The 16,218-nt window shown below is 35.1% G+C and carries 11 protein-coding genes; 6 read left to right on the top strand and 5 right to left on the bottom strand.

Going from position 1 to position 16,218, the window contains the following annotated elements; all coding sequences use genetic code 11:
• Complete coding sequence (locus DSM03_RS07945) at window positions 1-705, top strand: hypothetical protein (protein ID WP_128760968.1); 705 nt, start codon at window positions 1-3, stop codon at window positions 703-705.
• Window positions 706-770: 65 nt separating this feature from the next.
• Here DSM03_RS07945 and DSM03_RS07940 read toward each other — a convergent pair whose 3' ends face one another.
• Complete coding sequence (locus tag DSM03_RS07940; RefSeq protein ID WP_128760969.1) at window positions 771-1,244, bottom strand: ferritin-like domain-containing protein; 474 nt, start codon at window positions 1,242-1,244, stop codon at window positions 771-773.
• 231 nt (window positions 1,245-1,475) lie between these two features.
• On the opposite strand from DSM03_RS07940, the gene DSM03_RS07935 reads away from it, so the two are divergent.
• The gene (locus DSM03_RS07935) at window positions 1,476-2,420 is read left to right on the top strand and encodes an ion channel (RefSeq protein WP_128760970.1); all 945 of its coding nucleotides are present in this window, start codon (window positions 1,476-1,478) and stop codon (window positions 2,418-2,420) included.
• A 121-nt stretch (window positions 2,421-2,541) separates the two neighbouring features.
• Window positions 2,542-3,276, top strand: coding sequence for a phosphatase PAP2 family protein (locus tag DSM03_RS07930; protein ID WP_128760971.1), 735 nt, complete (start codon window positions 2,542-2,544; stop codon window positions 3,274-3,276).
• A 6-nt stretch (window positions 3,277-3,282) separates the two neighbouring features.
• Here the strand turns inward: DSM03_RS07930 and tamL are convergent, their stop codons facing one another.
• Window positions 3,283-5,577: a translocation and assembly module lipoprotein TamL gene (gene tamL, locus DSM03_RS07925; RefSeq protein WP_128761317.1), complete on the bottom strand. Its 2,295-nt coding sequence runs from the start codon at window positions 5,575-5,577 to the stop codon at window positions 3,283-3,285.
• Window positions 5,570-10,558 (bottom strand): translocation/assembly module TamB domain-containing protein, encoded by a 4,989-nt coding sequence (locus DSM03_RS07920; protein ID WP_128760972.1) that lies wholly within the window; start codon window positions 10,556-10,558, stop codon window positions 5,570-5,572. The genes tamL and DSM03_RS07920 overlap by 8 nt, the downstream gene beginning before the upstream one ends.
• A 176-nt stretch (window positions 10,559-10,734) precedes the next feature.
• Here DSM03_RS07920 and DSM03_RS07915 point away from each other — a divergent pair, with 176 nt between their 5' ends.
• A complete protein-coding gene (locus tag DSM03_RS07915; RefSeq protein WP_128760973.1) occupies window positions 10,735-11,001 on the top strand; it encodes a hypothetical protein in 267 nt (88 codons plus the stop codon).
• A gap of 66 nt (window positions 11,002-11,067) precedes the next feature.
• On the opposite strand, the gene DSM03_RS07910 is transcribed toward DSM03_RS07915, so the two are convergent.
• The gene (locus tag DSM03_RS07910) at window positions 11,068-11,802 is read right to left on the bottom strand and encodes a hypothetical protein (protein ID WP_128760974.1); all 735 of its coding nucleotides are present in this window, start codon (window positions 11,800-11,802) and stop codon (window positions 11,068-11,070) included.
• A gap of 172 nt (window positions 11,803-11,974) precedes the next feature.
• Between DSM03_RS07910 and DSM03_RS07905 the strand changes: the two genes are divergently transcribed.
• Window positions 11,975-13,261, top strand: a complete 1,287-nt coding sequence (locus tag DSM03_RS07905) for a carboxypeptidase-like regulatory domain-containing protein (RefSeq protein ID WP_128760975.1) — start codon at window positions 11,975-11,977, stop codon at window positions 13,259-13,261.
• Window positions 13,262-13,369: 108 nt separating this feature from the next.
• Complete coding sequence (locus DSM03_RS07900) at window positions 13,370-13,900, top strand: ExbD/TolR family protein (RefSeq protein WP_128760976.1); 531 nt, start codon at window positions 13,370-13,372, stop codon at window positions 13,898-13,900.
• On the opposite strand, the gene DSM03_RS07895 is transcribed toward DSM03_RS07900, so the two are convergent.
• Window positions 13,890-16,136 (bottom strand): tetratricopeptide repeat-containing hybrid sensor histidine kinase/response regulator, encoded by a 2,247-nt coding sequence (locus tag DSM03_RS07895; protein WP_128760977.1) that lies wholly within the window; start codon window positions 16,134-16,136, stop codon window positions 13,890-13,892. The two genes, DSM03_RS07900 and DSM03_RS07895, sit on opposite strands and share 11 nt — an antisense overlap.
• Window positions 16,137-16,218 lie beyond the last annotated feature (82 nt).

The raw sequence follows: 16,218 nt of genomic DNA, 5'->3' as shown, positions 1-16,218 counted from the left end.
ATGCGAATCACATTACTACTGCTTTTTATCTTATCGGGTTCTGGGTTGTTTTCCCAAAAAACATATCACTTTGATTATATGCTAGAGACTAACCATATCCTGTATAAGGATTCTGTTAAGATTAAGCATCGCCCTTTTAAAACTGAAACTATATCTCAAAAAAGATATCTGCTTACTAATTCTAAAGACAATTCGTATCTGGCAATTCTTACTGAAAAAGATAGTTTGCATTATAACCTACAATTTAAGGAACAGGATAAAATTAAGGCTGATATAATTTTATTAAAAAATGAATTTGATATCGCTGAACGTATCAATATACCTTGTAAATATGTTCTTACTAACAAAAATCACTTTCAATATCAAGTGAAGAATTATGCATTTCAGAAACTCCATGACACCGTGATTGGTTCAACACTACTTCATCAACTCGTCCTTAAGTCGGTTAAAAATAAAACCATTAAACGAAACAAATTAGGAGAGTTATATTACCTTATTGATACGGTAAAACTAGCTGATAATTTACCTGTTTTAGAAAACGTTACAGCATACGAAGAATGGAAAACCGAGACTAGCTCACTACCTAATGGGCTTCTGAAAGAAACTTATTTTAAAGACTTTTATGGATACATTGATTACAAACAAACGGTGATAGATTTTAAAGTGGTAGATAAATATATATGGATTGAAGAGCAATGTTTTTAGATTAATCATGCCCATAAAAAAACCCACCTGATCAGGTGGGTTTTTCATTCTATATATTTAAGGTTTTATGCAAGATCTTCAAGTCTTTTAATCGTATTTAGAGATTTTTCTACCTCTAATTTTTGATTAGTGATCATTGAAGTAATTTCTGGAGTAAAGTTTTTACTGTCTAAAACTTCTTGATATTCTTCAACGCTTGCTTTCTCGCCACGAATGCATTCTTCTAAAATTGCTTCATCCTTATCTGAACTCAATGATTCTTTTACATTCATCCAAGTTCTGTGTAAAGTTCCTGCAGCACTTCCTGATTCTTTAGGTTTTTCATTGAGGTTTACTAAAACATCACTAATCTCTGTTGCAAAGCGATTGCGTAAAGCAGATTTATTTTTTAAATATTCCTTCAGATTTACATCTTTGGCTTTTACCATAGCTTCTTTATAACCTTTTTCAGCATCATAGTTTTTCTCTAATAAATGTTGAAGATTGGTCACAGTTTCTTCGTGAGACTTTTCTCTTGCTTTTTCTATTGTAGTTTGCATAATATATATTGTTAGTTAAACATTTTTAATAAGACTATTTATTTTTAACAATAATAAACCCCATTAAATTTCATATATAAAATTACAAGAGATACAAGCTTTAATTATTTAAATTAATACAGTTTAACGTCTTTGCGTTAATTTAACTTAAGCGATAAGGCTCAAATAATTAAATCTGGATTTTCGCATAAATAGTTTTTAACTTGCTCGTTTAGCAAGAGCCGGAAAATTATGAGCACAACACCGAAAACTTCTAAACAAAAAGAATATAACGACTTTGGCTTGGGAGAAAAAGCGACTGCTGGGCACTACAGGGTTTTAAACAAAGACGGTTCATTCAATATCAAAAAGGAAAACGTGGCATTTTGGGAGAAAATAAATTTCTTTCATGCTTTGGTCTCTATGAAGTGGATCAAGTTTTTTGCAATTGTTCTTGCAACCTATTTCTGTGTCAATCTCATTTTTGCTTCAGTTTATATGCTGATAGGTATTGAACATCTCACTGGTATATATGGTACAACTCCTGTAGAACAATTTGTAGAAGCCTTCTTTTTTAGCGCGCAAACCATCACAACTTTGGGTTATGGTCAGGTTGCTCCTACTGGAATTTTAGCCAATATTGTTGCTGCTACCGAATCTATGATGGGACTTCTGGGTTTTGCACTGGCAACCGGGATGGTTTACGGGCGATTTTCTAAACCGGCTGCAAAATTAAAGTACAGTCAGACTGCAGTAATTGCTCCTTACCGTGATATTAATGGATTTATGTTTAGAGTTGTTAATCCGCACGGAAATCAATTGCTTGAAGTTGAAGCCAGCGTGTCTTTGTCTATGCTTCGAGATAGTTCTCCATTACGCGATTTCTTTACTTTAGATCTAGAACGCTCTAATGTGGTGCTGTTACCAGCAGCCTGGACAATCGTTCATCCTATAACAGATGACAGTCCGTTTTATGGGATTTCACAAACAGATTTATTCCGAAAGGATGCTGAAATCATAGTTGTTATTAAAGCCTTTGATGAAACGTTCTCTCAATCGGTTTATTCTAGATCTTCCTATAAATTTTCTGAAATAGAATGGGGTGCAAAGTTTACCTATCTAATATCCCATAAAAATGGAAAATCTTCAGTAGATGTGAGCGGAATCAGTAAAACCGAAAAAGCCAGCCTCAATTAATACTGACTAAGAATACTTTTAAAGTTTCATTAAATAGGCCGCCTTAAAGGCTGTAGATTAATATGTTTGTAAGAATTACCTAGATACGCAATTCAACTAAAACAAAACCCATTCTGAATTTATGAGAAGATCCCTTTTTGAATTTATTTATAAACTACGGAATATTCTTGCTCAAAAATTCAAGCAATACAATACAAATCTACCCTATATTTTAACGGTTATTATTGCCTTAATAATTGTTATTGTAGGCACCAATCTTTTTATAGAGTTAACAGATACATTAGAGTCAGAGACACTTTCTTCCTGGGATACTGCAATTACAGATTATGTGCTATCGTACAGAAATCCTGTACTTACTAAATATTTTATGTTTGTGACAGATGTAGGCGATTTATACGGCTACCTGATTGTTTTAGGAATCTTTTTTGGAGTTTCGTTCTTTGTGTTCAAAAAGTGGAAGTATGTTTTACAAACAACACTTGTCCTAGCATTAGCATCGGTTTCTAATGTTATTTTAAAGCGTTTTATAGATCGTGCTCGCCCTAGTATAGAACATTTAGTTTCTGTAGAAACATTGAGTTATCCTAGTGGTCACGCTATGAGTGCGATGGCTTTTTATGGGTTTCTAATATACCTGTTTACTCAATTTAAAATGAATAGGTTTTTAAAAATAGCTACTATCACCATATTAACTATACTGCTATTAAGTATTGGAATCAGCCGAATTTACTTAGGTGTTCACTTTCCTTCTGATATCGCAGGCGGATTTATAGCAGGATTTATCTGGGTGATCTTTTGTATTCTTTTATTTAATATCATCGAACTTTTTAAAAAAGATCCTCAAACAAAAGCTTAAAGCTTTTTAAAATGGATAACCGATTGCGAAGTTGAGAATGGGGTTCTCAAAATCCCAAGACCAGCGCTGGCCTTCGGCTAAACTAGGATCGTGAAATGGTGCTGCAAGATCTAAACGAATCACAAAACTCTGAATATCTACACGCATCCCAAAACCACCACCTATTCCCAACTGGTTGATAAAATCACTACCAAATGTATCGCCTTCTAAAGCTTCATTATCTGTGGTATTCCATACATTACCGGCATCTACAAAAAATGCTCCCTGAAGCAAGCTAATCAACGGAAAACGGTATTCCAGATTAGCTTCTAAACGCAAGTTCCCGGTCTGATCATAATAACTGTAAGTCTCACTATCATCTGGCTGATAAGTCCCCGGACCAAGAGAACGGGTTCTAAAAGCCCTTACACTATACGGGCCACCAGCAAAATACTGTTTGGTATACGGTACAACATCTGAGTTTCCATAAGGGATGCCCACACCTGCAAAAAGACGGGCTGCAATGGTTTGTTTTTCTGCAAAATTAAAATGGTAGCGTATGTCTCCATCAATACGCGCAAACTGAGCATACTCTAACCCAAAGATAGTTTGAGGCTTATCTCCGCCTGCAATTAGACTCAAGCTGTTTCCTGCAGTCTCAAAGTTTCCATTAAAATAAATCTGGTGCTTTTTACCCGTATCAACCATTCCATTATAAATAAAAGAATAGGTCAAACCCGATATAAACTGCTGATCAAAACTGGTTTGTAAAAAGGGATTTGCCTCAAGAATGTCGTCAAAAGCATCAGTCGTATTAGCCAGTGAAACATAATTTATAGAGACCGGATTGATCTCGTGCGTCACATACTTATTAGCTTGCCACACATAACCAAATTTAGCTTCTACAGAACCTAGTGTAAAATATTGGGTTCTATTTAAATACGAGACGCCCAACTCCATTTTGGTCTTGGGAATATCATATTTAAAATAATTCTTAGAGATCTCAATAGGAAAGAGCATTCTTGGAAAAATAAGCGAACTACTCACACCCAACTGAATGCTTGAAGAACCCTGATTGTTTCCTGATCCTCCTACTTGTATCTCATACGCTCCGTCTAAAGAGATATTGAGAGTTTCTCCTCCTTTAAACAAGTTTCTATTGATAAACGTAAGACCCAGTCCCGGACCGGAGAATCCGTTAGATTTAGTTACCGCCTTGACCTCTGCACGTACTGCTCGCTTATTTAATGGCGATAAGTAAATATTTGCTGCTAGCTGCCCCAGACTATCTTCATCTTTATTTTCTAACTCGTCATACCTAATATTTACAAACTTGTATGCTCCTATAGATCCCAGACGCCTCCCTGTTGCTTTTGAAGTTGCCGGACTGTACAGATCACCTTCTTCAATTAAAACAAATGGGTCTAAACGTTTTGGTTTAAAATACACTTCATCTTGAATAAAATCTTTTTTTGCAAAGCGTGTGGTATCTAATTGAGTACTGTCTACATCTACCCGATTATTAGGAAAAATATTCACCTTCGCTATTTTATAAGGTACAATAGATTTCTGCGGTACATCTTTTTTTAATCGTAAATAGAGATCGAATTTCTTGTTTTTATACTGATTGGTATCGGTTTCAAAAATCAAAAAACTAGAGTTAAAATTGTAATATCCTTCACCTTTTAAATAAGCATCAATACGTTCGCGCTCTGCTTTCATCGCATTCAAACTGAAACGCATATCAGGTTTTATTAAAGTTTCTGATAAAGAGTTCTGAATTTTACTATAAACTGGTAAAGTATCTGTATCTAACTGAAAAGTTTTAAGACGATAGGGTTTTGATAAGCGTAAACGATAAATCGCTTCAGCCTCTTTATTAGTCGTGTCTCTTACGATCTCAGAATTTGCAACGCTGTAAAAAAAACCTTTATTTTCTAAACGATTCAACAGAATTTGCTCCATCTCATACGTCTGAATATCTGACGCATAAACAGGTTCTTTACCCATTTTTTTATTGAGAAATTTGTTTATAAAGCCGGGTTTTTCTCTATTAGCTTTATAATGAAAATACAAACCGGGATATCCTCCTAAAACCGAACTCACCGGCTCTGGCCGCAATGCAGCTTTTAAGTCTAGCTCTATATCATCAAGATCATTAACTACAGAATCTGGTGTGAGTATAACTGTTTCTTTAGTATATAAAAATTCATCATCAGGTATAAAACGCTCTACCGAACAGCTGTAAAGAAACAGCACAGTTAGAAGTGCAAGAACAATTTGAGCCGTACTTATCGAAAAAATTATTTTTGTATTATTCATTCGTTTCATCTTCCTCTTCGTTTTTTGCAGGAAACATGGATTGCCATAATTCTGTAAACTTGTTAAACTCCCGTGTAAACAATAATGAAATTCCGTTTACGATTATCTGACCATCAATAATATTCTCAAACTGACTTCGTCTATATCCGCGTAAGCGATACCTACCATCTTCGGTTAGTAAATACTCTATACTCACATTTCCTACAACAGGTGCGGTTCCGTTCTCAGAATTACCACTGCCCTGAAGGTCTACTGCGCTACCTACACTTACTACAACACGATCATCAAACAAACTTTTTTGAGCTGCAATATCAAGTGTCGTACGGTCTTGAGGTGCACTACCCTGGTAATCTGTATAACTGTCCAGACCAAAATTGAGGTCAAAACCAGTATTCCCTAATAATTTATCTGAAAATACATTTAACTGATCTGAAATCGCATCATTGAGGTTATCACGAGCTATGCTAGCTGTTCCGCCACCACTACCATCGCTTGAAGAACTCGGAAAAAAGCGGTTAAGAACTAATAATGAAAAAACTTGTTTGTTGAGTTCATTCTCCTGCTGATTCAACTGCTGAACACGACTGTAAACTTGGCCACCTACAGCCCCCCTACTCGCCTCAGGAATATCAAGACTAAAGTTGATCACCGGTTTCATCAATTCACCATTAATGTTAATATAAACCTGAAAAGGCACCTGTTGACGGTATTGCATTTGCGTACTAATGTCTGCCCCGCTAGTTTGTGAAGCCATTAAGCCACTCGCTGAAGTCTCAACACTATAATAAGCTTTGATATCCAGATCGGCATCAAACGGGTCTCCAGACCATGTAATACGACTGTCTGGTGCGAGCTCAAACCTCCGGTTTACCAGATTGTACAGGTTCATCTCATAATGACCATCTGTAACATCATAACGACCGCTAAGTGTCATTCTTCCGTTAGGATACATATCAAACTCAAGATCACCCGTACCACTTACCTGAAAATTATCTCCTGTTTGCTCATCAATGATCAGATTGAATTTGGCTCCTTTTTCAATTTTAAAGGTTGCATCAATTGCAAAACCAGAAACAGTGTAAGACTCCTCCTCCCCGTTAGTCAAAATAGCATCAGGGTTTTCTTTATTTACAAAAATTACAACCCCATCCTTTGACTCGATCTGCACCTCAGAAGGAGGAAGCACATAAGTAACATCTGTCTCAGAATTCATCGTTAAGTCTAATTCTATTTTAGGAAGATTTAAATCTCCAGTGATTTTTGTATCTGCGTCAAAAACCACTGTGCCGTAAACTAAATCAAAATCTTCTTTGGTTGAGTTGAGAGCTTTAAAGTTTTGAGCTTTCATCGTAAGATCAAAAGTGGGGTTTACAAAGCTTTTGGTACCTACTTCCCCATCTACGATAATGGAGTTTGAGCTGGCATCCTGTATTTTAAAGTCATTAAAATAAACCGCTTCGTTATCTACCCGAATTTCTTCATTGGCTAATAAAAAGGGAGCATTAAGCTTTGTGATTTTAAATTGGGCATCGTTAAATTTAAAATCACCATCATATTTAGGCTCTAGAGTGGTTCCGCTTAATGACATTTTACCACTTATAGTTCCTGAAGCTTCAGATAATTCACCCATAGAAAAGTTTTCTAAAGCTTTAATGTCAAAACGATTAAGATCTAGATTCATAGCTATAGATGCTGCGGTTTCTTTTGCAGTATAATTACCGGTAAGATCCATATCTGCTACACCTTCTTTTATTTTTAGATCAAAATCATATCCATTATTCCCAATGGAATTTCCGGTAGCAGTAAGCACCCCCATATTAGTTTCTACTACTTCAAAATCAACAATTTTAAGATCTAAAACCATGCCGGGGCTTGTGTAAGGGTCCTCAACAGCAAACTGCCCGCTGAGTTTACCTCTTGCAAGAGACTCTTCAGGATTAAGCAGTGACATAATATTTGCTAGTTTAAAGTTGGTAAAGCTCACACCCAGATGTTCTTTTGAAATACCTGGAAGATCATTACCCGCTTCAATCTGCTGATCTTTATAAGACATTATAAAATCTTCAAAAATGGTATTAGACTCTGTGAGGATAATGCTATTATTAGGGTTTATATCCCATTTTTTCGTATTAAGAATAAAATCTTCAGGATCAATACTTATCTTAATGTTGTCTTCCTCAAGCATTATTTTAGATAACACATGCATCAGTTTTTCTCCATCATGCATAGACAAGAAATCTAAATACATCATACTGTTTGTGACCCTTCCGCCCAGGCGCGTATTTTGCATATCTACAGGACCGGCGATGAGTTCTTTCAGCCCTAACCCAAAATCCATATTCTCTTTATCAGAGCGCATTTTAATAGCCAGACTATCTATCGTGTAACCATTATAATTAATATACGGTAATTCAATATCTGCGATAAGTGTACGTTTGTATTCATCAAAATCGACTGCTATATCAACGGTATCTAGCTCTCTAAGATTTGGTATAAAAACTTCGCCTAAGATAGGTGCCTGATGCACAGAACCCCGTATTTTCATCAATACAGGATCTGCAATAGTATCCATTGTGGGGTTCTTGTCTAAATACCGTTTAAAGTGATTCTGAACAGCGGTTAAGAATTGTTGCGGACTAGCATTAGACTCTAAGTCTAAACTTAGAATTCGGTTACTAATATCTAAAGATGTTGTATCAGGTTTTACAAAAGCGGCGATATCTAGATCACCTAATTGATAAGCTTTATTGTCATAAACGGCGACTCCCCTATTAATCTCAGACTTGATCTCATAATCTTCAGGAACTCCTTTAAAATAGCCCTTAAGTGTAAAAGCTGTTTTAATATTTTGCCCTGTTAAACCCAAAGCTTGCAAATCTGCACCAATAAGGTCTAAATCAACAGTGGCGGCAGACGCTATAGAATCTAAACTTACTGACGCATCTAACTTCATGTTCAGATTCTCGTCTTTATAAGTTGAAGCTAGATTACCTGCTCCATTTTTAAATGTTCCGATAAGGTTGAGGTCTTTAAATGTATAATCATTAAAGCCCAAACTATCAATTGTTGCTTTTAAGGTTGCATCCAGATCATTTAGCGTACTTCCAGAGCCTGTTGCGGTAAGTTTCATATCTAAAACGCCCAACATCTCATTTTGCATCAAATTCCCCAACTGAATTTGTGTAGCAACAACATCTCCTTCAAAATTTATAGCATCGCTAAAACCAGCAGTACCGTTTAAACTTACTGACCCTTCTGTGGTTGTTAGTTTACTTTTGGTAATGACCTTAGTCATATTTCCTTTTAAAGAACCAGCAAGCTGAACTTTTTTAGGCAATTGAACGCCTAACTCTTGCTCATTTAAAAACCGGTTCAGATCAGTTTTTATACTATTAATTTTATAAACTGGAATATTAAAAGCGATTTTATCAGGCTCTGTGGCATTGTAAATAGATCCCTGAAGACTTAAATTGGTCTGATTACCCCAGTTAAAACGGGTAGGTTTTATATCTAAAGCATCAAGACTCCCAGTCATACTCAGGCTACCGGTTAACAAACGCTTACTCAACGTTGCCATATATTCATTCCTTCTTAAGTCTGGCTGAAACCTAAAAACGGTATTCAGATCTGCTACAACTTTTGGTATTTGTAAATTAAGTTGAGCTGAACCGGGGTTTTCAATTAATCCATCTAAAGATTTATAGGTGAGTTTTCCAGCTCCCTGAAGTGTATTTTGATTTAGCACAAGCGATAAATTACTGAAATCAAGATTGTGATCTGTAGCATTCAAATTAAATGCTAACTCCTTCAAATTTAAACCTGAAGCCTCAGTGAAACCAGCCGAATTAAAATCAGCATTAAATGTTTTGTTCTTCAACTGAATATTTTCGATATCCAGATTTAAATCGGTTATCGCAATGGCACTCGTATTAAAAATACCAGGAGTGACTTGTGCACCGTCTAGTGTATAATTTATGATATTGTCGGAAAGATTTATACGGCCAACTATTAAGGTAAACTCCGGCCAAACTGAAGTTGGTGCTGTTGCTGTTATTGTTTTATCAGCTATAGGTTTTTCAACAGTTATCATTGCTACTTGAACAACTGAATTATTGAGCAATACATCCCCTATTTCAACATAACTAGTTTGTAGATCAATTTGTGGAATATCAGTCTCAAAATCACCTAATTCCGCTACCGCAGCAATACCGTCTGGTACTGAAGTATAATCTATCGTAACCTTATTAATTCTTAAATCTTTTACGCTGAACTTCGGCATAGGAACTTCAGAAGAATCATCAGAAACCGGAAAAGGCTTTGTTTGCTTATAAACTACCTTAGTATCATTAAGATAAACATCACCTACTTCAAAACTCATATTCTCAAGATCTGTCTTACGCATATTGATTTCCAGTTCTTTGAGGTTTAAACGGGCTTGAATACCGCCTACGTTATCAAAATAATTAAGATCAAAATCTTTAAAGGTAAAATCACCTAAATTGAATTGAAGGGCTGTAGTATCGGCGGCTGCTTGATTTACTCTTGTTGTATCAGTAGTTGCAAAAGCATCTATTAAAAACTGATAATTAAATCCTGCAACGGAATCTTTTCTAATAATATTGGCTTTAAGACCTTCCCAGGCCACATCATCTACACCTATTGCTCCACCATTGATTATTGACCATAATGGTATTTCTGCTTCAAGATGTTTACTATAGACCAGCGTGTCTCCTTTTGTGTCCTCTAGGTAAAGTCCATCTAAAGAAATATTTCCATCAAAAGTGACAAAAAGCTTTTCAATTTGAACTTCTGTATTGGTCTTGTTTGTAATATAATTGATTGCTTTATCTACAATAATGCCTTGTCCCCAAGGACTACGAATAAAAAGTACCAGAAGTAAAAGTAGAATAAGAATAACCGCAAGTGTCTTACCAAGAATTCTCAGGATTTTAAAAAAAATGCGTTTGCTTTTTTCACTCATAGATACGGTACTAACAAAGCTATTAGTTACAACAACTTTGAAAATGCTAAATTACTATTAATACTAGCGCTCTATGCACGGTAACCTATTAAAACCTTGTTATAGTTTTCTATAAATGCAGTTAAAAACACACAGAAAACGATGGCGAAACACTAGCTTACTAAAAAGAAAAAATTATGAGCACTAAAGAAAAAACAAAAGCAGATTATAATTCTGACCTAACTAAAGAAGATTTAGACGTTTTAAACCAAAAAAATATACATAAAGATGGAGGGGTTGACGAGCAGTTGCGTGATCGTGTAAAAGACGTAGATTTTACTGGTAAAGACTTAGACATCCCAACAGGAGAGAATACTACTGATATCAAAGACGAAGAAAACAAATTATACAGCCAGGGAGGTTCTAGAAACAACAATCTCGAAGAACAAAAAGGTGAATTGTAATCTTACACTAATGATCCATAAAAGAAAGAGCCGCAAATTGCGGCTCTTTCTTTTATATAATCCTGGTTATTCTTTCACAATCATCAAGTTTGCTTTTACTCCTGTCAGTAAATTCCATTCATTAGAGTTTATCACATTTCCTGCATCGTCATAAATTATAAACGCCGCAGTATTAGGTCCTGAAGAACCTTGGTTTAAAGCTTTAAATGAAATTCTATTAAAACCGGGTTTCAACGGAATATAAAAACTTGACCACGAATCAGTAAGCCAAATACTAGGTACTACAATTTCGTCATTGACCAACACAGCAACACGATCTCCATCAACAAACTGATAATCTCTACACATTATTTTTACCTGCTGTGCTCCGCTATGAAAGGTTCCTAAATCCTGATCAGATTGATGTGCAGGCTTTTCAGAACGGTCGCTTGTACGATTTGCTTCGCGTTCATTCATAATATCTGTATAACGTTGTCCGGCATCAGCAAAGTCTTCTAATTTCAGCATATAAAAATTAGTAGACTCTGGTGCTTTTAAAGTTGGTCGCTCTACCAGTTTACCATCTGAATCTAAAGTAAGGCCTCCTCTTGATGCAGGTATATCCGGTTGAGCTTTTGGAAGATCAGCAGGGACTGGTGTAGGTGTTCCTGCCGAATCTTCTACAGCTGGAATTTTAAATGAACCCGATGAATTATCAATCTGCGCATGCATAGTAAAACTCATCACTATGAATGCAAACAAGAGCCCTAACGTCTTGCCGTGTTTGTTAAAATGAGAATTATATTTTAGTAAACTTTTCAAATGTTATTTTTCTAACAATAATTACGTGTATTGCTGTAATATGTTGCAATGCACACAAATTTAATTTTTAATAGTGAAACAGAAATCGTGCCAGTAGTTTTTAGCTAAAAATTATACTTTATAATTTTCTTAAAAAATCGTAAATTCAAAATAAAAAACTCAATATAAGCTTATGAAAAGTTACAATTCCTCAATACAAACTGGTTTTCCTGCTCTTTTTAAATTTATATTGATTTTCACAGGAATACTTTTTATACAGAATAACGGTTTTGCACAAGAAACCGATCAATTGATCGAATATAAGGGAAGTGTTGTTGATCAAAGTAACGGAGAGCCGCTACCGTTTGTAAATCTGGAAATTACAGGTACTAACATTGCTACAGTAACCAACTCAGAAGGTGATTTTTCTCTTAAAATAGAAAAACCGATGCCAAATGCTAAAGTATCGGTCACCTATCCCGGTTATAAAAAGCTACTCATCATACTAGCAGATCTCACAAAAATTAAAAACACCATAGAGCTAGAGCCACAGGCGTTAGAGCTTGATGAAATTAACATTACCCGACCAAAAGATGCAAAGAGCCTGATGGCTAAAGTTTTTGCCAACCGAAAAGATAATTATCTCGAAGAGCAAACCTATATGACCGCTTTTTACAGAGAAGCTATAAATAAGCGTAATAGAAGCGCGTCTCTCGCAGAAGCTGTCGTAGCTATAAAAAAACAAGCATATACCAATGCAGGCAATGATCTTGTGGCTATTTATAAAGCCCGTAAAAGCACTAATTATAATAGACTTGACACTGTAGCTATCAAATTACAAGGAGGCCCTCTAAATGCATTATATGCAGATCTTGTAAAATATCCTGAATATTTTATGACTTCAGAATCGTTGAATAATTATGAGTTCGAATTTGGAGAGTCGCTTATGAATGACGGAAAAATGATCTACGTAGTAAACTTCAAACAGAAGAAAACCGTTTTAGATCCTTTATACTACGGTAAAGTCTATATCGAATCTAAAACCTATGCTTTGACTAACGCTATTTATAATCTTAATGTTGAAAATAGAAAGTTGGCTTCTGCTTTATTTGTTAAGAAAAAACCCAATCGCGTCAAGGTTTATCCTACTGAAATAAGTTATCGCGTTGACTACCGAAACACAGACGGTAAATGGTATTACAGCTATAGTAATGTAAATCTGGAATTTGTTGTTAACTGGAAGCGCAAGTTATTCAATAACAAATATCGAATAACAAGCGAGATGCTTATAACCGATTGGGATCAACAGATAGATGCAGAATCTGTTTCTAACCGAACAAAATTCAAACCGAGTACAATTCTGGCTGATGAAGCTTCAGGCTTTGCCGATCCTGATTTCTGGGGAACCTACAACGTCATAGAACCCGAAAAGTCAATTCAACAAGCTATCGAAAAAATTCAAAAGCAAATTAAAAAATAAGAGAATTTAGAAGGTGTTGAGGGATACAACATTCTAAATTTGGAAGCGATTGAAACTGAGGCACGCTAGTTGATACATTTTCAATTATTAACATAAAAATGTATCATTATGAAAACTTCTACAAGTGTAAATGCAGGATCTATGGCAGACATTGCCTTTTTGATGTTGATTTTCTTTTTAACCACCACAACTATTGAGACTGACAAAGGTCTTGATCAGAATTTGCCACAACCTTGCGAACAGGAGGATTGCTCATCTAAAATTGCAGAACGTAATATTTTTCAGATTTCGGTAAATGATGAAGGTGATTATTTGATTCAAAATTACGAAATGCAACTCTCAGAATTGAAACAAGAATTGATTGACTTTGTTGAGAATGTAAACAACTCAGAAGTAATGCCCGCTTCTTCCGAGAAAGCTTATGTGAACTTGGATGTTTCTAGAAGTTTAAACTATACAGATTATATTCTGGTGCTAGATGAGGTTAAAGCTGCTTATAAGAGTATGAGAGAAAACTATAGTCAGAAGGAATTTAATAAGAACTATACACAACTTTCGGTAGTAGAGACAAAGCACATTCTCAAAAAATACCCATTGCAATTAGCAGAATCAACAATGACTGCAACGATCAACCCGTAATTTGATTTCGCCCTTTGATCTCTTTGGCAATAACATCTGAGAATTTTTTAAGGTTATAAGGTTTGGTTATGACATCGTTCATACCACTCTCTTTAACCTTTTGTTTTACATAGGATGCTTCGGCAGCAGTTAAGGCTATAATAGGCGTTGATTTGTCAAATACACGTATGGCTTTTGTGGTCTCATAACCATTCATACCCGGCATATTTATATCCATCATTATCATATCATAATGATGTTTACGTGTGCGTTCTAAAGCTTCTTCGCCATTTTGAGCTTCAAATATGATGGCATTTTGATTTTCGAGAACACGCCTGGTAACCAGTCTATTGATTTTATTATCATCTACAATTAAAATACGCAGGTCTTTAAGATTGGTAAGTTCTAAATCCCCTTCAGATTTTTTAGCTTCTCTCTTCCCTATAACTTGCAGCAGCGTAGCTTCAGCAAATTCTATAGTAAATGAGAAAATGCTTCCCTGCCCCGGCTCACTCTTAAGCTCAATATCTGAGCCCATTTTATTCAATAGTTTACGCACTATAGGAAGCCCTAAACCGGTTCCTTTGTTGTCTGACTGAAGATCATCTAACTGACTGAATTCATCAAATATAGATTCGTGCTTTTCCTTAGGAATACCTATACCGTTATCTTCAATTTCAAACTGAATCTTATACTTACCGCTACTCAAAAGCTTGCTATGAAGACGAATAGCAATGATTCCTTTTGGGGTAAACTTTACAGCATTACCCAAAATATTAAGCAAAATCTGAGAAATTCTTCTAGAGTCTCCTACAACATAATTAGGCATAGAAGAATCAACATCACAGATAATCTTACAATTTGAATTTTTTAAGCTATTCTGTTGAAAACTACCTACAAGCTCTTCAACCAACAATTTTACATTAAAAGGTTTATTGATTAGCTCAAAATTATCATCCTCTAGCTTAGAAATATCCAGTAAGTCATTAATAATATCAAGTAAGTGGTCTGCACTAAATTTTAACGAGCCTATCTCATCTTTGTATTCTGCAAAAGCATCCTTCTTTTCCAGTATTGAAATGATACCCGTAACTCCATAAAGTGGTGTACGCATCTCATGACTCAATGTAGAGAAGAATTTAGTTTTAGAACGCTCACTTTTCTCTGCCCGGTCTTTTGCCTTTTTTAAATGTCTGTTGTTGAGTTTTAAGTTTTTAATAAGACCTAATCTTAAGCGCTCACTGTAGAACAAATAAGCCAGAAACAAAACCATGAGACCTATAATAGATCCTAAAAGAACAGACTGTGTCTTTTTACGCTGTAAATCCTGATCTAAAATTTGCTGTTTTAATTCCGCATCATTGCGAGCTCTTCTAAACTCTTCAGCTTCCATATGAGCCTGAGCTAATTGAAAAGTCTCATGACTTTTAACCTGCTCTTTATTTTTAAAATAAAAAATATAGCGCTTGTAAACTTCTAGGGCTTGTTTGGGTTTACCATATGTGGTAAGAAAATCTGCAAACTTACTATAGAAATCAAGCGCCAGATAATCCATCTTCTTTTCTTCAGTTAAATCATAAGCTTTATTATAATATACTAAAGCTCTATCTGGAAAGTCAAGACCCTTATAATAATCACCCCAAAGAATATTTAAATAAACCAGAGGGTCATTGTAATAGAAATAGTCACCATCATAGCTTTTTTGTGCTTCCTTTAGATAAGGATACATCATTGTATAATTCTCCTCTTCTCTATATAACTCAGCAATATTTAAAGCTGCATCTAAAAATTCTCCATCATTAAGACGACGTTGAATTTTTAATGATTCTTTATAATAGCTTAATGCCTGATCTCTCGTTTCTGGATATTCTGATAGACTAGCCGCTAAATTATTGTAGCCCCATGCAATTAAAGTATCATTCTTAGAAAGCTTTGCAAAATGTAATGCTTTTTTAGCGTAGTCAAAAGCAGGTACAGAGTCCTGTAGTTGATCGTAAGTAATACTTAATAAATTATAGCCATGAAAAAGAAAACCGTTCTCATTTCTTTTTTCTGCCTCATTTATAAGAGAAGAAGCCATTTCTATAGCCAGATCATATTCTTTGTTATCTGTAACCTTTAGAATGCTATCTACTTGTTTTTGAAGATTTGGCTTCTGGTAACTTAATACATCCTTAGAATCAATTGCTCCACTAGCAGTATAAAAACAACATAGTGAGAATAGAGCAATTAAAATTGTAATGGACTTACGTTTCAATGAGTTGGGATTTAAAACAAGTCAAAACTAATAGTTTTTGTCGATAAAAATAACATTTTATCCTAAAAATATTTATTTCAAA

The sequence above is a fragment of the Leeuwenhoekiella aestuarii genome (assembly GCF_004104055.1).
GTDB classification, from domain to species: domain Bacteria; phylum Bacteroidota; class Bacteroidia; order Flavobacteriales; family Flavobacteriaceae; genus Leeuwenhoekiella; species Leeuwenhoekiella aestuarii.
Note: the sequence above shows the minus strand (reverse complement) of the source record. Positions and strands in the feature narration are given on the sequence as shown.